The following is a 17,653-nucleotide window of genomic DNA, read 5'->3' as shown; positions in this document are numbered from 1 at the left end:
CGTGCGTCAATACGAGATGATGATCATCATCGACCCTTCCCAGGATGAACGCACCGTTGCCCCGTCGCTGGACAAGTACTTGGATATTGTCCGCAAGGAAAACGGTTCCGTGGAAAAGGTTGATATCTGGGGCAAGCGTCGCCTCGAGTACCCGATCAACAAGAAGGAAGAGGGCATCTACGTTGTTCTCGACCTGAAGTGTGAGTCGGCTACCGTGCTGGAAATTGACCGCCTGCTCAACATCAACGACCAGATCCTGCGCACCAAGGTGCTGCGGAAGGACCAGTAGCTTTCACAGCTGCAGGTTCCGAACGGACTGTACAGGCACCTTTAAACCACTAACCTAAGCACTGTAACCACAGTAACCATTTCGGGCTTCTATTCTTTTTGACGCCCACACGTCACCACACAACGTTAGGAAAGAAACATGGCACAGGGAGATACCCAAATCACCGTGGTCGGCAACATCGTTGCGGATCCGGAACTGCGCTACACCCCCAACGGGGCCGCAGTGGCTAACTTCCGCGTGGCCTCCACGCCCCGTCGCTACGACCAGCAGGCTGGTCAGTTCGTCGACGGCGAGCCGCTGTTTTTGACCTGCAACGTGTGGCGCCAACCAGCCGAGAACGTGGCAAACAGCCTGAACAAGGGCGACCGCGTGATCGTGACCGGCCGACTGCGCCAGCGTTCCTACGAGGATCGCAACGGCGAGCGCCGCACCGTCTTCGAGATTGAGGTGGAAGAGGTCGGCCCTTCGCTGCGCTTCGCTACCGCGGATATCAACAAGGCATACCGTGGCGGCGGCCAGGGCGGAAACGCTGGTGGCGGCGGAGGCTTCGGCGGCGGTAATGCCGGCGGCTTCGGTGGCCAGGGCGGTCCGGGCCAGGGTGGCCAGGGTAATGGTGGCGGCCAGGGCGGCTTCGGCGGGAACGCCGGCAACCAGGGTGGCCAGGGTAATCAGGGACAGAACAACCAGGGCTTCGGTGGCCACAATGCGGCCATGGATGACGACCCGTGGAACTCTGCCCCACAGTCCGGTTTTGGTGATGGCGACGACGAGCCGCCATTCTGATCGGCTAGCTTAAAAGCTGCTGGTCAGCGTTAAATTTTTTGAACATAATTGGTCAAACCAAAGCACAACGAAAGGCTGGATCATGAAGCTGATCCTCACCGCCAACGTTGACAAGCTCGGTGTCCCCGGCGACATCGTAGAGGTCAAGGCTGGCTACGGACGTAACTACCTGCTTCCGCGCGGCTACGCAATTGTTGCTACCCGCGGCGCTGAGAAGCAGATCGAAGGAATTAAGCGCGCGCAGGAAGCACGACAGATCCGCGACCTGGATCACGCACGCGAGGTTAAGGAAGAGCTGGAGAACCTGAGTGGCGTGACCGTAGCGGTCCGCACCGCAGAGACCGGCAAGATCTTCGGCTCCGTCACTGCAGATCAGATTGTTGATGCAGTGAAGAAGGCCAACGGTCGTTCCCTGGATAAGCACACCATCAAGCTGCGCAAGGGCGATGTTAAGGCAACCGGCGTTTACTCTGTGGACGTTCAGCTGCACGACGGCATCGTTGCATCCCTGAGTTTCGAGGTCGTTTCCGCGTAACTTCGCCCCGCTTGGCCGGCATTTCGGCTGGCTGGCATGGTCGGCTATTAAGTTGGCCTACTCTGGCTGGCTGATGTTTCAGTTGGCTGGCTTGGCTGGCTAGCATTCCAGTTGGCTGGCATCGCCGCGAGCTCCTGCGATCTGCGCCTAGACACCACAGGTCGCGTGATCCGTGCCTAGACACCACGGATCGGATGCTTAGTGATTAGACACCACTGTTCGCGTGCTTAGACACCACGCGGCGGCATTCACGCCCCGGAGCTGCGCGAGGAGCCGCTGAGTTCAGAAGATGCCACTGAGCATGCTGCCAAGCTAGCTACTGTGCTAGCTGCTGGGCCAGCTGGTAATCTTGCCGCCGAGATGCTTGCACAGCTAGGCGTCGAAGCGGCTGCTGAATTAGCCGCTGAGCTGCGAAGATGCGCGTGCGACTATAACGCACCAGAAAAACTTAACTTAGACAACAGCAGGTTGAGGCCCCACGCATTCGTGCGTGGGGCCTTTTCCGTTGCCCGGTTTCTGATGTTCGGCCACTGCCTGGGTACTGCTCGGCGGCTGCCCGGCCACTGCTAGACCACACTGCCTGGCTGCATAGTCAGGCCATACTGCCTGACCGTATTGCCTGGCCCTTTTACCTGGCAGCCATCGCCAGTGGCGCTAATTGCTAAGGAAGTTGCAGTAGGGGGCAGTCAATGTCTGGGGATACTGCAGTAGGTGGTTTTAAATGTCGGAAAAGTTGCACTTCGTAGGGCTAAATGTCGGAAAAGTTGCAAAACTAAAATTGCCACCGGAACCGAGAACCAAAGAAAACTCGCTGACTTGCATATTTGCAAGATTGCAAATGGTTTGCGATAACAGAATGCAACTTTTCCGACATTTAAGGCTCCGCAACTCAGGATTCACGCTCCGCCGGTCTGCCAGAGCCCCTGGGGCGCTCCCTGTAGTTCCAGGAGGCTCTGTGCCGACCCCAACCTGCGAAGCTCAGCGGACATTCGGTGTCTCCAGGTACCGGCGCAGCTGCTAAACCCGCATTCCAGCACACACACGGCGCCCCAAGTACCAGCGCAAGTGCTAAACCCGCAGTTCAGCGGCCCCTCCGCCTCCGACGCCAGCCGCCAGCGGAGCCGCCGCCTCCAGCGCCTCCACACCGAAGGCCATGTCGTGGGTATTGTCCGCACTGGTGTAGGTACGGCGCTCCTTGATGTAGTCGTGCTCCATCCGCCACGGATCCCCAGCGGCCTGGCGCGGCAGAGTCCCCACGCTGCGCTGGATATAGCCACTGGACATCTCCAGGAGCGGCAGGTCGGCGGGCTCGCCGTCGGGCAGGACCGGGCACGCCCACTGCTCGCCGCGCGAATCCATGTCCTTCCACAGCTGCACCAAGTACCGCGAGGTCATGTCCGCGCGCAGCGTCCACGACTGGTTCAGGTACCCGATGGTGTAGGAGAAGTTCGGCAGTCGATTAGCCATCATGGCACGATAAGCCACCAGAGATTCGGTGGGTACTGGGGCGCCATCGACTGAGAAGTTGGCGTCACCAAAAGCAAGAAGTTGTAGTCCCGTGGCGATCACCAAGACATCAGCCTCGATGTACCCGCCGGAGCGCAGCCGCACTCCGCCGGCGTCGACGCGCTCGATGTGGTCGGTGACGACCTTCGCCCCGCCGCGCACAGCCTTGAAGAAATCGCCGCCGGGGGACTTACAGACGCGCTGGTCCCACGGGCCGTATGGGGGAGTGAAGTTGCGGCGGACCTCGTCGGCGGGCAGGTAAAGGCGGTTCCAGCCGCGGAAGACGAGCTTCGCGATGCTGGGAAAGGTCTGGCACAGGTGGTATTGCGCCATGTCGCGGCCGATGTGCAGGGTGCGCGCCAGGCGGTGGCCGAATTTGCCGGGCTCGGTGCTTAAGCCCAGGCCGACGAGGGAGCTGATCGTGTCGGTCTCCGGCAGCGGCGCGATGTAGGTGGGGGTGCGCTGCAGCATCGTCACGTCCGCACCCATCGCGTGCAGCGCCGGGACCAGCGTAATTGCCGTCGCGCCGGAGCCGATCACCGTGACCTTCTTGCCGCGCACGTCGAGGTCGCGGGGCCATTGCTGCGGGTGCAGGGCGGTGCCTTCGAAGGTATTGACGCCCTCAATCTCCGCCGTGAACCCTTCAGCATGGCGGTAGTATCCGGTGGCGAAGTGGAGGCGGCGCGTCCACGTGGTGATGGTCGGCTGCTCGGGGTTGGCGGAGGCGGCAGAGTCAGAGCCGTCGGTGCCTTCGGAGTTTGCGTGGCCGGGGCGGCCGACGCGCATGGTGACCTCCCAGAGGCCGCGGTCGGTGTGGAAGTTCACGGATTCGACCCAGGTAGATAGTTGCAGGCGGTCGAGTATGCCGATTTCCTGGGCAGCTTCGCGACAGTAGTCGCGGATCTGCTTGCCGGAGCCGAGGGTGCCCTTGTGTGGCCACTTTTTGAAGGGGAGGGAGAACGTGGCCATGTCGGAGTCCGAGCGGATGCCGGGGTATTGGAAGGTGGCCCAGGTTCCGCCGACGTCGTAGTTGGAGTCCACGGCGGCCCAGTTCCAGCCGGGGAAGTTCTTGTTGACGTGGTAGGCGAGGTCGATGCCGGAGAGGCCGGCGCCGACGATGAGGAGGTCGAGGGGGCGCTCAGCGGTAGCTTCCGTTAGCGCGGGGAGGGTGGATGTGGATGGGTTGGCGGAGGAGCTGGTGGTTGGGTCGGTGGGTGTGGGATTCATGAGGCACACCGTACTCCAAGGTTGTGCAGTGTGTAGGAAAACCCATATTTTACTTCCCCTTAGGAAACCGAACATGAAGGGCGTACGTGTGGGGGCTGGAGGCGCGCGGGTGGGAGCAGGGAGCGGTCGAGGCGGTGGCTGTAGTGGGAGTCATAGCGCTGATCTACATGGCGGCCGGAAAGGCGACCGGGCTAGCGGTTATGGCGGTGAATAAAGTGTGAATAATTTAAGGATTTAGGCGACCTGGGGGTTTGTTTGACCGTAATCGCCTGGCCTGCGGGTTTGTCTATCCCCAAGTTATCCACCGATGAAGAGAGAAGCTTTCACACCAGTCACACGCCTTTGACCTGCAGAAATAGTGAAAGGCGCAGGTGAGAGCGTTGGCTATCCACAAGTTATCCACAAGCCATCCTGGGGGATTGTGGGTTATGCACATTTTGTCCACAAGTATATTCACAAGACCTGTGGATAACTCGTTCTGTATTGCCGCTTAGGGGTTGTCCCGCGCTGCCATTAAAGTGGTCGGCATGACCAAGAATGCAGGCATGAACTTCGACGACGGCGCCCCGCTGCCGGAGGAACCTTTCGACGATTTCGGCAACCCCAGCGACTTCGGCGCCGGCTCGGAAGGTGGCTTCGGTGCCGGCTCGGGCGCCGGGGGAGCGGGCGGCTTCGAGTCCTCCGGTCGTCGCGGCGGGGGTTTCCAGGGCGGTCGCAGGGGCCGTGGCGGCCAGGGCAGTCACGGCGGCGCTCAGCAGATTGTCCGCGAGATGCCGCAGAACCCGGAAGCCGAGCAGGGCGTGCTCGGCGGCATGATGCTGGATAAGGACGCCATTGCGGATGTCGTGGAGGTCCTCGTTGGCGATGACTTCTACGTGCCGAAGCACAAGACTATTTTTGACGCCATACTTCAGCTGTACGGCGAGGGTAAGGAAGTAGACCCGGTCATCGTCAGTGGCCGCCTGGACCGCGATGGCGTGCTGAGCTTCATCGGCGGCGCTGATTACCTGCACAGCGTCGTCCAGAAGACTCCGACCTCGGCAAACGTCGGCTACTACGCCTTGATTGTGCGGGAAAAGGCCACGCTGCGGCGCCTGGTTCAGGCTGGTACCACGATTGTGCAGCTGGGTTATGCGGGCACCGAGGGTGCGGACGTGGATAACGTGGTGGACCGCGCGCAGCAGGAGATGTTCGCCATCACCAACGATGCCGCGAAGGAGGACTACGAGGTCTTCGCGGAACTGGTCGCCTCCACAGTGGGGGAGATCGAGCAGTTAGAGAGCCAGGATGGCGTGGAGATGGGCATCCCCACCGGCTTTGCCGACCTGGATGACCTGACGAATGGTCTGCGCGGCGGCCAGATGGTGATTGTGGCGGCCCGCCCGGGTGTGGGTAAGTCCACGCTGGCGCTGGATTTCATGCGGTCGGCGTCGATCCAGCACGGCAAGGCATCGGCGCTGTTCAGCTTGGAAATGAGCAAGTCCGAGGTCATGATGCGCATCTTCTCTGCGGAGGCGGAGGTGCGCCTGGCTTCCATGCGCGGCGGCAAGCTGACCGACGACGATTGGGACCGCCTGACCGTGCGCATCGGCGAGATCGAGGACGCGCCGATCTACATTGACGATTCGCCGAACCTGACGATGATGGAGATCCGCTCGAAGGCGCGCCGCCTGAAGCAGCAGGTGGATCTGCAGCTGATCGTGGTGGACTACCTGCAGCTGATGTCCTCCGGCAAGCGAGTGGAATCACGCCAGCAAGAGGTCTCGGAGTTCTCCCGCCAGCTGAAGCTGCTGGCCAAGGAGGTCAACGTGCCGGTCGTTGCGATCTCGCAGCTGAACCGTGGCGTGGAGTCCCGTGGTGACGATGCGCTTCCGCGTGTCTCTGACCTGCGTGAATCTGGTTCGCTGGAGCAGGATGCCGACATGGTCATGCTGATTAACCGCCCGGATTCGCAGAACCCGGACCACGAGCGCGCGGGCGAGGCGGACATTATCCTCGCTAAGCACCGTGGTGGTCCCATTGGCACGGTGACGGTGGCCAACCAGCTGCAGTTCTCCAAGTTCTCCGACATGGCCCGCGACATCAGCCCCATGCCTTAAGTGTCACGCGGGGCAGCCGCGTGCTGGTGCTCCTGCGCCTCGCGCCCCGGGGGGCTCGCGCATTGCTCAGTGGGCCGCTCGTTGCCCCCGCGCCGCGCCTAATGCTGCTCGTTCAGCTTCGCCAGGATCGAGTAGAACTGCTCAATCTCCGCGTCGGTCAGCCGGTCAAATACCAGCTCGCGCACCTTTGCCACGTGGCCGGGCGCGGCAGTAGTGATCGCGTCGAGACCTGCGGGTTCAAGGACAACATAGGCCCCGCGCCCGTCGGCGTCACAAGTTTCGCGGCGCACAAGACCGCGCTTCGACATGCGCGTGATCTGGTGCGATAAGCGCGAACGGCTCCACTGCATCATGTTCGCCAGCGCGACGATTCGCTGCTGGTGGTTCGGCGATTCCGAAAGATGCACTAGAACCTCGTAGTCCGACAGCGATAGGGAAGTTTCCGCCGCCAGCTGCTGCGCCAGCTCGGCATTGATCTGGATGTGGGCGTTGAGCCACGCTCGCCACACCTGCTGCTCGCGGCTGCTCAGCCACGGGGTTCCCGCGTTGGCATCCGCATCTTGCGGAGAAGAGGTGTTTTCTCGTGTCATGTCCACCAGTATCGCATATCAGTCAATATTGTTGATACATCAACTAAAAGTGTGTAGGGTAGGAGCCAGCGCATCGAGAGAAGTACTCCACCGATGCCGCCACCAAGCGCCACATGTCGCGCACCACACCAACTGAAAATCTCTACCGAAAGACTTAACGAAAGGCTCAACATGACGAACGTCAACAACTACTCCGGCAACTTCCAGATCGACGCGGCACACTCCGAGATCGGCTTCGTCGCCCGCCACGCCATGGTCACCAAGGTCCGCGGCGCGTTCACCGATTTCGAGGGCACCGCCACCTCCGGCGAGAACCTGGAAGGCGCAAAGATCGACGTCAAGATCGACGTGAACAGCGTGGATACCCGCAATGCCGACCGCGACGGCCACCTGACCTCCGGCGACTTCTTCGAGACGGAGAAGTACCCGCACATCACCTTCACCTCCACGGACATCACCGCCGCCGGCGAGACCGCCATCAAGGTCACCGGCGACCTGACCATCAAGGACGTCACGAAGCCTGTCACCATCGAGTTCGACTTCACCGGCGAGGTGCAGGACCCGTGGGGCCAGACCCGCGTCGGCTTCGAGGGCTCCACCAGCATTAACCGTCGCGACTTCGGCCTGGAGTGGAACACCGCCCTCGACGGTGGCGGCGTGCTCGTCTCCGAGAAGATCACCCTGAACTTCGACATCTCTGCCGTCAAGCAGGCCTAACCCGGCCCTGCCCGGCTGGCCACCTAACCCAGCCGTCTGGGTAACATTGCACCCATGAAACGCCTCCCGCCCATCGCCCTGGTTTTCCTCGGCGGCGCGCTGGGGGCGATTTTTCGTTGGGCACTGACCGTTTGGATCCCTGCGCTCGGCGATCCGACGTGCGTCCCCGGCGCTGCTGCTCCGCTGAACGTCACCGGCGGAATCCCCCTCGGGGATATTGCATTGCTGGTGGTCAACGTCCTGGGGGCGCTCCTGCTGGGCCTTCTGGTCGGTATGATCCCGGATTCCGCCCACCCGCGCCGCGCGTTTTGGGGCACGGGGCTGCTCGGCGGATTCACGTCGTTTAGCTCGCTCGCTGCGGCTATTGACGCCCCCACCGGCTCAACTACCACCGTCCTCATCGGGGGAGCCTACGGTTTGATCACGCTGGCACTTGGCCTGCTTGCGGCGGTGATGGGGCTGCGCCTCGGACGGGATCTGCATGAGCTGGTGCGGCTGCGGCACGGGGTCCGTGCAGCCCAAGGAGACAGCGGCTCCGGTGATGAGCCGGAGGTCGCGCCGGGGGATGGGGGCACGCGATGAGCACCGGAGCGATCCTCGTGGAGCTGCTGGCCGTCGCCGTCGGCGGCGGAACGGGCGCGGCCGCCCGCTACGGGCTGGATACTTACCTGAAGTCCGGGCGCGGCTGGGCACCCCTGTGGAGCCTGTCGGTGGTGAACCTCCTCGGCACCGTCCTGCTGGGCCTGGTCCTTGGCTTCACCTCGCAGTACTCCACTAGCAGCGGGGCCGGCACGGCCGGGGACATCCTATTCCCCTTGGTAGGAGTGGGTTTGGCCGGTGGGTTCACCACGTTCTCCACGGTGATGGTGGAGGTCTTCACCCGGCCGCAGCCCACCCGTCGCATTGTCGGCGTGGTGGCGATGACCGTCGCCTGCTGCGCGTTGTTTTTCCCCGCGCTCTGGGGCGGGGCGGCGCTCGCGGGCGCCTAGCCTGCTGCCGCGATTTACGCGGCAGCGCCTAACACTTGCTACTTCTTGGCGGTCACCCAGATGTCGATCTCCGCGTAGGTGGATTCCTTACCTTCGTCGTCGGCGAAGTGGATCGTCACCGTCACGGTCTGCCCGCCGGATTCCTTGGTGATCTTCTCGAAGTCCGGCAGCTCGGCCGTCGCGGTGGCAGTCAGGCTGCCCTTCGTCTTCTTCAGGTACTTCGTGCGCATACCCTGCGGCAGCCAGCGGTGCGTGTTGGGGATGGACGCCTCAGCCAGCATCCCCATCGCGAACTCCGCAACATTGCAGGCCGCAATGGCGTGGAAGGTTCCGATGTGGTTATTCAGCAGCCACCACTTCTTCGACTTCACCTGGCAGTAGCCCGGCCGCAGTTCCTGCAGGCGCGGTTGTACGGTCAGGAAGTAAGGCGCTTTAGCGCTGGCTGCCAGCGAAAACAGACCGTTGCCAAACGGCTTCTTCGCAAGATTCTTGTACAGTTTGAAAGTGCTAGACGGATTCGCGTTGGCGTCATAAATAGACATAGTGAGAACTCTAACGCGGAATAAAGCGAGCGTTGCGTAATGTTGGAAAAACATACACGCCCCTTTTAACGGTGCGCAGTAACAAAGCAGCGACAAAGCAGCGACAAGCTTTGAACGAAGCAATCAACCCGAAGGGAAAGAAATGGCGACCACTGAAATCACCGGAGCGAACTTCCAGGAAACCGTGCAGGGCGACGGCATCGTCGTGCTGGACTTCTGGGCAGATTGGTGTGGTCCGTGCAAGCGCTTCGCCCCGATCTTCGAGCAGGCCTCCGAGGAGAACCCGGACGCCGTGTTCGGCAAGGTGGATACCGAAGCCAACCAGGAGCTTTCCGCAGCCCTGCAGATCCAGTCGATCCCGACGCTGATGCTGTTCCGCGACGGAGTGCTGCTGGCTCGCGAATCCGGCCTGCTGCCGGGCAAGGCCATCAACGAGCTGATCGCCAAGGCCAAGGAGCTGGACATGGACGAGGTTCGCAAGCAGATCGAGGCCGAGCAGGGCGGGGCGCAGTAAGCGCTCGCGCTACAAGCCCCCGCGCTACGGCGCACGTTATAGCGTGTTGACGTCGATGACGAAGCGGTAGCGCACATCCGAATTCAACACGCGCTCGTAGGCCGTGTTGATCTCCTCTGCCGGGATGACCTCCGCCTCCGCGGTGATGCCGTGGGCGGCGCAGAAATCAATCATCTCCTGAGTCTCCCGGATACCACCGATGGCGCTGCCCGCCACGGAGCGGCGCTTACCGATCAGAGCACCAGCGCTGATCTGCATCTTCTCCGGCGGCAGCCCCAGCATCACCATCGTCCCGCCGCGCGCCAGGGTGGAAATAAACGGCGCCGGATCCAGCGGAGCGCTGACCGTGTTAATGATCAGGTCGAAGCTCGCCCTCAAGGGCTTGTGCCAGCCCTCCTCCTTGGTGGCTATGTAACGGCTGGCGCCGAAAGCCCGGCCGTCGGCTTCCTTGGACTTCGAGTGGCTCAAGACCGTCACGTCCGCGCCCATCGACGCAGCCAGCTTCACCGCCACATGCCCCAGGCCACCCATGCCGACCACTGCCACACGGGAACCTTCGCCCACGCCCCAGTGCTTCAGCGGGGAATACGTAGTAATTCCAGCGCACAGCAGGGGAGTGGCCGCCGCGGCGGCATCCGACTCCAAGTCGGCGAAAGCCTCCGGAATGCGGACCAGGAACTCCTCCCGGCAGACGATGTGAGTGGAGTAGCCACCCTGCGTGATGGTGCCATCGGTGCGGTCCGGCGCGTTATACGTGCCGGTCGAGCCGTTCTCGCAGTAGTTTTCGTCGCCTTCGCGGCAGGCATCGCAATCCAGGCAGCTATCCACCAGACAGCCGATGCCGACCACATCGCCGGGGCGGAAGTTCTGCACCTCCGCGCCCACCTCGGTGACCTCACCGATGATCTCGTGGCCGGGGGTCATGGGGAAGTTATCGTGCGGCCAATCTCCATTTACAGTGTGGATGTCCGAGTGGCAGATGCCCGCCCAGCGGATCTTGATTAGGCAGTCGTTGGGGCGCAGGTCGCGCCGGGAAATTGTGGATTTTTCCAGCGCCTCGCCGGCGCCGGGGGCTGAGTAGCATGCAACGTCCATGTTCCCCAGGCTACGCAGATCCCGCGTGTGCAGCGCGGATTCGCACGGCCTGCGCTGGGGCGCGGGCGGACGCGGCCTAGAGGGCGTCAATAAAAAGAACGGCGATTCGCGCAACGGTGCCACTGCGGGGATAATGCGTAAGGGCTTTACAACAGGAGGCACGAAGAATGGGACGGATCAACGGCAAGAAGGCCGCAGTGGCGCTGACCGCCGGGCTGGTCGGCTTCGCCGGCACCGGAATGGCCGTGGCGAAGGGCGGAATTTCTGCGAACTTGGCGCTTTCCGGCTCCTTCTTCACCGTGACGATCGGCGGCCTGTCCGGGCAGGATTTCTCCCTGTTCATGGATAACGACACGAAGGGCGACGACCACCTGCCCGTCGCGCGCGTGAAGATGAAGCAGGCGAAGGCCTCTGACCTCTGCCTTTCCACAACCGTGCCGAACCTTCCCGCCGTCGGCGAGGCCACCCTTTCGCTGCGCGCCAACGGACAGAACAGCGTGGATGCAGACGATCTGATCGTGGGCTCCACCGACATCAAGGGCAGCCTGCGGATGGCCGACCCCAACCTTGGTATTGACGCCAGCCAGGTCAACCCCGAAGCGCCGAACGACGCCTGGGGTCTGCAGTCGAAGAACGTGCAGATTGTGGCGGAGAAGATCATTGCCACGTCGGTAGGGGCGAAGCAGCTAAACGTTTCCGGAGTGGAGGCGAGCGTGCGCCGAGGAACCGAGAATGCCTGCTAAAGGACGGTTAGCGCGCTTCGCCGAGTGGCGCCGCAACCGACCGTTCGTGCCGGGGCTGTTGGTGCTGCTTTCGGGTGTTGTGATTATGACGCCCGCGTATCTGACGCTGCGCATTTCCGACCTACTGGTGATGATCTCGACGCTGTCGGGGGTTTCCACGCTCTTCCTGGGCGCGGCGCAGATCATGTTCGCACTGGGTATTTGGCTGAAGCCTGCCACGGCGCCCTACCTGGGGGTTTTCGCCATTTTGGTATCGCTGGTGGCGCTGCCGGCTTCCAACATCGGCGGGTTCTTGTTGGGTTCACTGCTGGGTATTTTCGGCGGGGCGTTTGCACTGGCGTGGGAGTCGGGGGAGCGGAAGCCGAAGAAGACCCGGAGCAAGAGCTCCGGGGGCGGCACCGGCGGCGAGACTGAGGCCGAGGATGCCGAGAGCGAAGCCGATACCGAGGGCGAGCCACGTTCCGACAGGGGCTCCGACGGCGGATACTCCTCGACAGTCGCGGCCCTGCTGGTGGCGGTGGGGATCGCGACCGGCGTGGGCATTCTGAATGCGAATGCCCCGTACAGTGTGGCCCAGCCCGCGCGGGTGGGCGACGTCGGCCAGGTCACCGCAGATAACGTGACCTTCAAGGGGAACGTGCGCGTCGGCGTGGATTCCGTGGGCACGGAGCAGGGCGGCCGCGACCTGCTGCGTATCACCGGCGACCGGCTGGAGATCAAGAACCTGCAGATCAGACTGCCCGGCCAGTGGGGCGACGGGCTGATGCAGACCGGCCCGGATGTGGAGACCTACGTGATCGAAGGCCCCGTCGTGGTGGAGGCTACGTCCCTGGAGGCCGTGCCCGCGCTGGCCGAGATCTCCACGGTCCCGGTGAAGGTGGACATTTCCGCTGGCGCGGGGGATGTGCTGCACCAGCTGGGTCTGGTGCCCAGCGAGGCGCCGATTCCGGACCCGGTGATGGAGGTCGTCTCCCTGAAACAAGTGAAGCTGGACCTGATGCACCTGACCGGGCGGGATATGAATGCCCCGGTGGTTCACCTGTACCCGCGCTAGCGGCGGGCTTGACTCCCGCTCCCGCTTTCGCCCCGTGCGCTACGCGGAAAGTCAGTACGCTGGGATGCAGTTAACTTAAGCAAACCACTACATCTCGAATAAGTACCGACTACATAGCGACACAGGAGTTTTCCCATGGCGAATCCATTTTCTAAGGGCTGGAAATACCTGATGCAGTCCCTCGACACCAAGATCGAGGAGAACGCGGATCCCCATGTACAGATCCAGCAGGCCACGGAAGCGGCCCGCAAGCAGCACCAGCAGATTTCCGAAAGCGCAGCCCGCGTGATCGGTAATCGCAACCAGCTGGAAATGAAGATGAACCGCTTGCAGCAGGATGCGGAGAAGCTTTCGGGTAACGCCCGCACCGCCATCCAGCAGGCCGACAAGGCCGCGGCCGATGGCGACCAGGCCAAGGCCAACGAGCTGAACCAGACGGCCGAGCTGTTCGCATCTCAGCTGGTCACGGTCGAGCAGCAGCTTGAGGAGACCAAGCAGCTGTACTCCGGTGCGGAAGAGGCCGCCCGCCAGGCGCAGCAGCAACAGCAGCAGTCCGCCGCCCGCCTCGAGGATCAGATGGCGCAGATCAACCAGCTGCGTTCCCGGGTGGATCAGGCGAAGATGCAGGAGGCCACCGCGAACTCCATGCAGCAGATGGATGGCCTGGTGCAGAACGATGACGTGCCGACCCTGGACAGCGTGCGCGAGAAGATCGAGCAGCGCTACGCCCAGGCGCTCGGCAGCCAGGAGCTCGTCGAGAACTCCGTGCAGGGCCGCATGTCCGAGATCGAATCCGCTGGTAACGACATGCGCGCCAGCTCCCGTCTGGAGGAAATCCGCGCCCAGCTGAACGCCGAGAACGGTGCGAACGCCCTCGAGCAGGGCGAGGGCAACGGCGACGGTGCTGGCGAGGCTCAGGGCGAACTGGAGCGCTAACCCGCCCACCCCGCTCTACCTGGCGGGCCCGCCTGCCTTGCGGGCACCTCTCACCCCTCTGCGGCCAGCAAACCTGGTGTAAAGTATCCAAGGTTCGCGGGTGCACCGATGCGCCCGCCTTTTACATCGTGGAGGGATACTTTTGTCTGAAGAATCTATTTCTGACGCCACCAACTCCGACCGCGCGGAGCACTCCGTCCCTCCCGGCGAGCCCGCGCCCGGCGCCAAGCTCCTGATCGGCGTGCTTGTCGCCGCGGCCTTCGTGGTGATCCTCAACGAGACCACCTTGTCCGTGGCCCTGCCCGTTTTGATGGGAGAGTTTGGCGTCACCGCCGATGCAGCGCAATGGCTGACCACAGCATTCATGCTCACGATGGCCGTGGTCATTCCGATGACTGGCTACATCATGCAGCGCTTCCGCCTGCGCTCGATCTACGCGACGGCGTTGACGACCTTCCTGGTCGGAACAGTCCTCGCGGCCGCAGCGCCGACGTTCCCGATCCTGCTGCTGGCGCGTGTGATCCAAGCCAGCGGCACGGCGCTGGTGATCCCGATGCTGATGACCACCATCATCCGGCTGGTTCCCATCAACCGCCGCGGTGCGGTATTCGGCCTGGTCTCAGTGGTTATTGCGGTGGCTCCGGCGCTGGGCCCGACGTTTTCCGGCGTGGTGCTGGAGGCTTTGGGCTGGCGCTGGATTTTCATCCTCGTCGCCCCGCTGGTGCTGATCGCCCTGGTCGCGGGCCTGTTCTTGGTGAAGAATTTCGAGGAGCCGAGCCGTCCTACTCTGGACGTGCTCTCCGTCTTCCTCTCCGCGTTCGGCTTTGCGGGGCTGGTGTACGGCCTGGCCGGCCTGTCGGAGCTGGCCGATGGCGTGCCGGTGCAGCGCCTGATCATCCTGGCCGTGGGTGCGGCGATCCTGGCGGTGTTCTTCCTTCGCCAGCGTTCCCTGGAGCGCAGCTCTAAGCCGGGTGCCACTCCTCTGTTGAACCTGCAGCCGTTGCGCGTGCGCGAGTACAACCTCTCGCTGGGGCTGCTGCTGTTCACGTTCTCCATGCTCTTCGGCTTCATCATTCTGATGCCGCTGTATGCGCAGAACGTCGCCGGCCTGTCGGAGCTGAAGACCGGCATGGTTTCCCTGCCCGGCGGCCTGGTCATGGGGCTGCTGGGCCCAGCGGTCGGCCGTGCCTACGACGCGCGCGGTACCCGTCCGCTGATCATCTCGGGCAGCATTTTGATCACCATCGGCATGATGGGCTTTGCCGCCCTGGAGCAGACGGAGCACCTGTTTTCTTGGGTTGGTTCCGGCACGTGGCCGGCGTTTGTGCAGCTCACGCTTGTTACGGTTGTGTTGAACTTGGGCATTGCTTTGATGATGACGCCCCTTATGTCCAACGCCCTGGCGGCCGTTCCGGACTCGTTGGCTTCCCACGCGCAGGCAATCTTGAATACTTTCCAGCAGGTTGCCGGTGGCGCAGGAACGGCAATCTTCGTGGCTGTGATGACTTTCGCCTCCACGCGGTACGCCTCTAGCAATGCGGAGGAATTGGCGGGTCTGGGTGCCACGGATCCTGCGCTGGTGGAGGCGCAGGTGGTGGGCCAGGGCATCCATGTGGCATTTCTGGTGGCGGCTTTCGCCTCGGTGGTGCTGATGGTGGCCTCGGCGTTTCTGAAGCTGGATGCGCGGGAATCCGCGCACCCGGGCGCGCCGAAGAACTAGAAACTTGATCGGGCAGGTTGCCCCGCAGCGTGGCCGATTACTTTGGCCAATGCCTCGGGACAGCTCCACATCGGCCAGTGCCCCGTGGGAAGATCAATGACGTCGATATTGTCGATCCGGGCCACTTCGGCGAACATTGCGTGTCCCTCTTCGGCCAACCCCAGTACCTGCTCACTTGGTATAGAGCAGCACACCATCGTGGTCGGCACGCTGAAGCGGCCATCATTGGTTAGTTCGACAGCTGCACGCATGACAGGTCCCGGTTCGGCGACGGCCTTCTCGCGGAAGCACTGTAGGTGCTCTGCGCTAAGGCCTTCAAGACTGGCCTGTTGGCCGAGCTCCTCGAAGGAAGGCAGGGGCACCTCCGCGACCGACTCGGGGAGATCCGGGGCGAAGACGCTACCTGGCAAGACTGGACCCGAGTCCACCCACACAACCCGCCGGATCAGTTCTGGATGTTGGTCGATAACGACACTGACCGGAGCATTAGCACCGCTGTGCGCGACGAGAACTACATTGCCTCCCTGCGCGTCGACTACTGATTGGATTGCCACGACTTGCTCATCGAGAGTCCTGTTCGCGCGCTGTGGGTCTTGATCGTCGAGGCCGGGAAGAGTGATCGGAATGGCGTGCATGCCGTTGGATGTCAGCTGTTCGGCGACTTCGTCCCATGCCCATGCCCCAAGCCAATGGCCCGCGATCAGGATTATCACGGGAGGGGTCTTTTCCTGCTGTTTTGATGTCATGGTGCCATCATGTCAGTGCTGTTGGACAGCAGTGTGTCACTATATATGTCATGAATTTTGAACGGGCATTTCCATGAAGCGATCCGAGCGTCTTCACGCTCTGACGGATGTTTTGCGGCGTAGTGGCTCCCGCGGAACCAGTGCTGAGCGCCTGGCGAGCGAGTTTGAGGTGTCGGTCCGCACCATCAAGCGTGACCTAGCTGCGCTGGAAAGCGCCGGACTGCCCATCTGGTCGCGCCCTGGCCCTGGCGGTGGATATGGCCTGGTCCCGGGTGCATCGCTTCCCCCGGTTCGATTGTCCCCGACGGAGGCAATGGCCTTGTTGGCTGCGAGCGTGTCGACTGATGCGCCGTATGCCGACCTGGCAACAACGGCGGCAGAGAAAATCGTCGACGTTCTTGATCCTCGTACGAGACAGCAAGCTGAGCGACTAGCTGAGCGTGTATGGGTTAATCCCTCTGCCACTTCGTTGAGGACTACACGCTCTGCATTGGAGCAAGCGATGACAGACCAAAAAGTGGTTCGAATTCAGTACATCACCAGCGAGGGGGTTGAAAGCTGCCGCGATGTTGAACCGGTATTGTTCGCTTTCACCGACGGGCGTTGGTATCTGGTCGCATGGTGCCGTCTACGATCAGCGATCCGTTGGTTCGCGCTGTCACGGGTGAAGAAGGCCGTTGTTACCAGTGAGACTTGTTCTGGTCACGACATCAAGGAGGTTGGCATACCGCCCGTCCATGCGCGAAGCGTAAACCCTCATCACTGGTAAAACAGTTGACCAATGCTCCCGAGAACTACAGCTACAGCGGCAGCTTGCGCAGAATCGGAAGCGGCAGGTGCTTCAGGATCAGCATGATCGGGCGGAACAGGGGATGCACCCAGATCAGGGACTTGCGGTTATCCACGGCCTTAGCGATGGCCTTAGCCACGTCTTCCTTGTCCACTGTCAGCGGCGCGTCGTCCAGGTCCTTGGTCATGTTGGTGCGCACCTGGCCCGGGCGGACGGTCAGCACGCGCACGCCGGTGCCGCGCAGAGCCTCGTTCAGCATGCGGTAGAAGCCATCCAGGCCGGCCTTGGTGGAGCCGTAGACGAAGTTGGAGCGACGGACCATCTCACCTGCAACGGTGGAGAACGCCACGATCTGGCCGTGGCCCTGCTTCTTCATGTAGTCCGCCAGCAGCACGCCGACGGAGACGGCGCCGGTGAAGTTCACCTGCGCGGCCTGCACGGCCAGCTTCTGGTTGGTCCACTGCTTCTCGTTATCGCCCAGAATTCCGAACGCAACGATGGCCAGGTCCACGTCGCCGTGGCTGAAGATTTCCTCGAAAACCTGCGGGTGGGAATCGAAGTCCACTGCGTCGAAGGAGACGGGTACGACCTCGCTGGCACCGGCGGCGTTCATGCGTGCGGTGGCGTCATCCAAAGACTCGCCATCACGGGCGGCCAGGATCACGCGCGCGGGGCCGCGGGAGAGGAACTCCTCGACGACGGCGAGGCCCATGTCGGACGCGCCGCCGAGCAGCAGGATGGACTGGGGTTTGCCAACGGCATCAATCATTGTGACTCT

19 protein-coding genes are annotated in these 17,653 nt (G+C 62.5%); 13 read left to right on the top strand and 6 right to left on the bottom strand.

Annotated elements, in window-relative coordinates:
• The first annotated feature begins 1 nt into the window (after position 1).
• From rpsF to rplI, 3 genes are all read left to right on the top strand, one after another.
• The gene (gene rpsF / locus MHX66_RS05095) at positions 2-289 is read left to right on the top strand and encodes a 30S ribosomal protein S6 (RefSeq protein ID WP_070488642.1); all 288 of its coding nucleotides are present in this window, start codon (positions 2-4) and stop codon (positions 287-289) included.
• Positions 290-427: 138 nt separating this feature from the next.
• Positions 428-1,072, top strand: coding sequence for a single-stranded DNA-binding protein (locus MHX66_RS05090; protein ID WP_239200841.1), 645 nt, complete (start codon positions 428-430; stop codon positions 1,070-1,072).
• Positions 1,073-1,154: 82 nt separating this feature from the next.
• On the top strand, positions 1,155-1,607 hold the full coding sequence (gene rplI / locus MHX66_RS05085; protein ID WP_239200839.1) for a 50S ribosomal protein L9: 453 nt from the start codon (positions 1,155-1,157) through the stop codon (positions 1,605-1,607).
• Between the two features lie 1,068 nt (positions 1,608-2,675).
• Here rplI and MHX66_RS05080 read toward each other — a convergent pair.
• Positions 2,676-4,340 (bottom strand): NAD(P)/FAD-dependent oxidoreductase, encoded by a 1,665-nt coding sequence (locus MHX66_RS05080; protein ID WP_239200838.1) that lies wholly within the window; start codon positions 4,338-4,340, stop codon positions 2,676-2,678.
• 527 nt (positions 4,341-4,867) lie between these two features.
• Here MHX66_RS05080 and dnaB point away from each other — a divergent pair.
• Positions 4,868-6,439 (top strand): replicative DNA helicase, encoded by a 1,572-nt coding sequence (gene dnaB, locus MHX66_RS05075; protein WP_239200837.1) that lies wholly within the window; start codon positions 4,868-4,870, stop codon positions 6,437-6,439.
• 98 nt (positions 6,440-6,537) lie between these two features.
• On the opposite strand, the gene MHX66_RS05070 is transcribed toward dnaB, so the two are convergent.
• The gene (locus MHX66_RS05070; protein ID WP_239200836.1) at positions 6,538-7,029 is read right to left on the bottom strand and encodes a MarR family winged helix-turn-helix transcriptional regulator; all 492 of its coding nucleotides are present in this window, start codon (positions 7,027-7,029) and stop codon (positions 6,538-6,540) included.
• 171 nt (positions 7,030-7,200) lie between these two features.
• Here MHX66_RS05070 and MHX66_RS05065 point away from each other — a divergent pair, with 171 nt between their 5' ends.
• The 3 genes from MHX66_RS05065 to MHX66_RS05055 are packed head-to-tail and all read left to right on the top strand — an operon-like array spanning position 7,201 to position 8,735.
• Positions 7,201-7,746, top strand: coding sequence for a YceI family protein (locus tag MHX66_RS05065; protein ID WP_239200835.1), 546 nt, complete (start codon positions 7,201-7,203; stop codon positions 7,744-7,746).
• Positions 7,747-7,800: 54 nt separating this feature from the next.
• Positions 7,801-8,328: a CrcB family protein gene (locus tag MHX66_RS05060; RefSeq protein WP_239200834.1), complete on the top strand. Its 528-nt coding sequence runs from the start codon at positions 7,801-7,803 to the stop codon at positions 8,326-8,328.
• A complete protein-coding gene (locus MHX66_RS05055; RefSeq protein WP_239200833.1) occupies positions 8,325-8,735 on the top strand; it encodes a CrcB family protein in 411 nt (136 codons plus the stop codon). Before MHX66_RS05060 ends, MHX66_RS05055 begins: the two co-directional genes overlap by 4 nt.
• Positions 8,736-8,773: 38 nt before the next feature.
• Here MHX66_RS05055 and MHX66_RS05050 read toward each other — a convergent pair whose 3' ends face one another.
• Positions 8,774-9,277, bottom strand: coding sequence for a hotdog fold domain-containing protein (locus MHX66_RS05050; RefSeq protein WP_239200829.1), 504 nt, complete (start codon positions 9,275-9,277; stop codon positions 8,774-8,776).
• 142 nt (positions 9,278-9,419) lie between these two features.
• On the opposite strand from MHX66_RS05050, the gene trxA reads away from it, so the two are divergent.
• On the top strand, positions 9,420-9,791 hold the full coding sequence (trxA, locus tag MHX66_RS05045) for a thioredoxin (protein ID WP_034985479.1): 372 nt from the start codon (positions 9,420-9,422) through the stop codon (positions 9,789-9,791).
• Positions 9,792-9,827: 36 nt separating this feature from the next.
• Here trxA and MHX66_RS05040 read toward each other — a convergent pair whose 3' ends face one another.
• Positions 9,828-10,886 (bottom strand): NAD(P)-dependent alcohol dehydrogenase, encoded by a 1,059-nt coding sequence (locus MHX66_RS05040; protein ID WP_239200827.1) that lies wholly within the window; start codon positions 10,884-10,886, stop codon positions 9,828-9,830.
• A gap of 167 nt (positions 10,887-11,053) precedes the next feature.
• Between MHX66_RS05040 and MHX66_RS05035 the strand changes: the two genes are divergently transcribed.
• From MHX66_RS05035 to MHX66_RS05020, 4 genes are all read left to right on the top strand, one after another.
• Complete coding sequence (locus MHX66_RS05035) at positions 11,054-11,629, top strand: DUF6230 family protein (RefSeq protein ID WP_239200825.1); 576 nt, start codon at positions 11,054-11,056, stop codon at positions 11,627-11,629.
• Positions 11,619-12,683, top strand: a complete 1,065-nt coding sequence (locus MHX66_RS05030; protein WP_239200823.1) for a DUF6114 domain-containing protein — start codon at positions 11,619-11,621, stop codon at positions 12,681-12,683. Before MHX66_RS05035 ends, MHX66_RS05030 begins: the two co-directional genes overlap by 11 nt.
• A gap of 135 nt (positions 12,684-12,818) precedes the next feature.
• Positions 12,819-13,619: a PspA/IM30 family protein gene (locus MHX66_RS05025; RefSeq protein ID WP_239200821.1), complete on the top strand. Its 801-nt coding sequence runs from the start codon at positions 12,819-12,821 to the stop codon at positions 13,617-13,619.
• Between the two features lie 142 nt (positions 13,620-13,761).
• On the top strand, positions 13,762-15,339 hold the full coding sequence (locus MHX66_RS05020; protein ID WP_255717210.1) for an MDR family MFS transporter: 1,578 nt from the start codon (positions 13,762-13,764) through the stop codon (positions 15,337-15,339).
• Here the strand turns inward: MHX66_RS05020 and MHX66_RS05015 are convergent.
• On the bottom strand, positions 15,336-16,085 hold the full coding sequence (locus MHX66_RS05015) for an alpha/beta fold hydrolase (protein ID WP_239200819.1): 750 nt from the start codon (positions 16,083-16,085) through the stop codon (positions 15,336-15,338). The two genes, MHX66_RS05020 and MHX66_RS05015, sit on opposite strands and share 4 nt — an antisense overlap.
• A 73-nt stretch (positions 16,086-16,158) precedes the next feature.
• On the opposite strand from MHX66_RS05015, the gene MHX66_RS05010 reads away from it, so the two are divergent.
• Positions 16,159-16,854 (top strand): YafY family protein, encoded by a 696-nt coding sequence (locus MHX66_RS05010; RefSeq protein WP_239200817.1) that lies wholly within the window; start codon positions 16,159-16,161, stop codon positions 16,852-16,854.
• 31 nt (positions 16,855-16,885) lie between these two features.
• Here MHX66_RS05010 and MHX66_RS05005 read toward each other — a convergent pair whose 3' ends face one another.
• A complete protein-coding gene (locus MHX66_RS05005) occupies positions 16,886-17,644 on the bottom strand; it encodes a decaprenylphospho-beta-D-erythro-pentofuranosid-2-ulose 2-reductase (RefSeq protein WP_239200815.1) in 759 nt (252 codons plus the stop codon).
• Positions 17,645-17,653: the final 9 nt, after the last annotated feature.

The organism is Corynebacterium sp. ACRPH (genome assembly GCF_022347285.1).
Taxonomy (GTDB): domain Bacteria; phylum Actinomycetota; class Actinomycetes; order Mycobacteriales; family Mycobacteriaceae; genus Corynebacterium.
Note: the sequence above shows the minus strand (reverse complement) of the source record. Positions and strands in the feature narration are given on the sequence as shown.

Bases quoted from the DNA above. Each gene is read 5' to 3' on its own strand.
- MHX66_RS05090 (WP_239200841.1), top strand. From the start codon at position 428: ATGGCACAGGGAGATACCCAAATCACCGTGGTCGGCAACATCGTTGCG.
- rplI (WP_239200839.1), top strand. From the start codon at position 1,155: ATGAAGCTGATCCTCACCGCCAACGTTGACAAGCTCGGTGTCCCCGGC.
- MHX66_RS05080 (WP_239200838.1), bottom strand. From the start codon at position 4,340: ATGAATCCCACACCCACCGACCCAACCACCAGCTCCTCCGCCAACCCA.
- dnaB (WP_239200837.1), top strand. From the start codon at position 4,868: ATGACCAAGAATGCAGGCATGAACTTCGACGACGGCGCCCCGCTGCCG.
- MHX66_RS05070 (WP_239200836.1), bottom strand. From the start codon at position 7,029: ATGACACGAGAAAACACCTCTTCTCCGCAAGATGCGGATGCCAACGCG.
- MHX66_RS05065 (WP_239200835.1), top strand. From the start codon at position 7,201: ATGACGAACGTCAACAACTACTCCGGCAACTTCCAGATCGACGCGGCA.
- MHX66_RS05060 (WP_239200834.1), top strand. From the start codon at position 7,801: ATGAAACGCCTCCCGCCCATCGCCCTGGTTTTCCTCGGCGGCGCGCTG.
- MHX66_RS05055 (WP_239200833.1), top strand. From the start codon at position 8,325: ATGAGCACCGGAGCGATCCTCGTGGAGCTGCTGGCCGTCGCCGTCGGC.
- MHX66_RS05050 (WP_239200829.1), bottom strand. From the start codon at position 9,277: ATGTCTATTTATGACGCCAACGCGAATCCGTCTAGCACTTTCAAACTG.
- trxA (WP_034985479.1), top strand. From the start codon at position 9,420: ATGGCGACCACTGAAATCACCGGAGCGAACTTCCAGGAAACCGTGCAG.
- MHX66_RS05040 (WP_239200827.1), bottom strand. From the start codon at position 10,886: ATGGACGTTGCATGCTACTCAGCCCCCGGCGCCGGCGAGGCGCTGGAA.
- MHX66_RS05035 (WP_239200825.1), top strand. From the start codon at position 11,054: ATGGGACGGATCAACGGCAAGAAGGCCGCAGTGGCGCTGACCGCCGGG.
- MHX66_RS05030 (WP_239200823.1), top strand. From the start codon at position 11,619: ATGCCTGCTAAAGGACGGTTAGCGCGCTTCGCCGAGTGGCGCCGCAAC.
- MHX66_RS05025 (WP_239200821.1), top strand. From the start codon at position 12,819: ATGGCGAATCCATTTTCTAAGGGCTGGAAATACCTGATGCAGTCCCTC.
- MHX66_RS05015 (WP_239200819.1), bottom strand. From the start codon at position 16,085: ATGACATCAAAACAGCAGGAAAAGACCCCTCCCGTGATAATCCTGATC.
- MHX66_RS05010 (WP_239200817.1), top strand. From the start codon at position 16,159: ATGAAGCGATCCGAGCGTCTTCACGCTCTGACGGATGTTTTGCGGCGT.
- MHX66_RS05005 (WP_239200815.1), bottom strand. From the start codon at position 17,644: ATGATTGATGCCGTTGGCAAACCCCAGTCCATCCTGCTGCTCGGCGGC.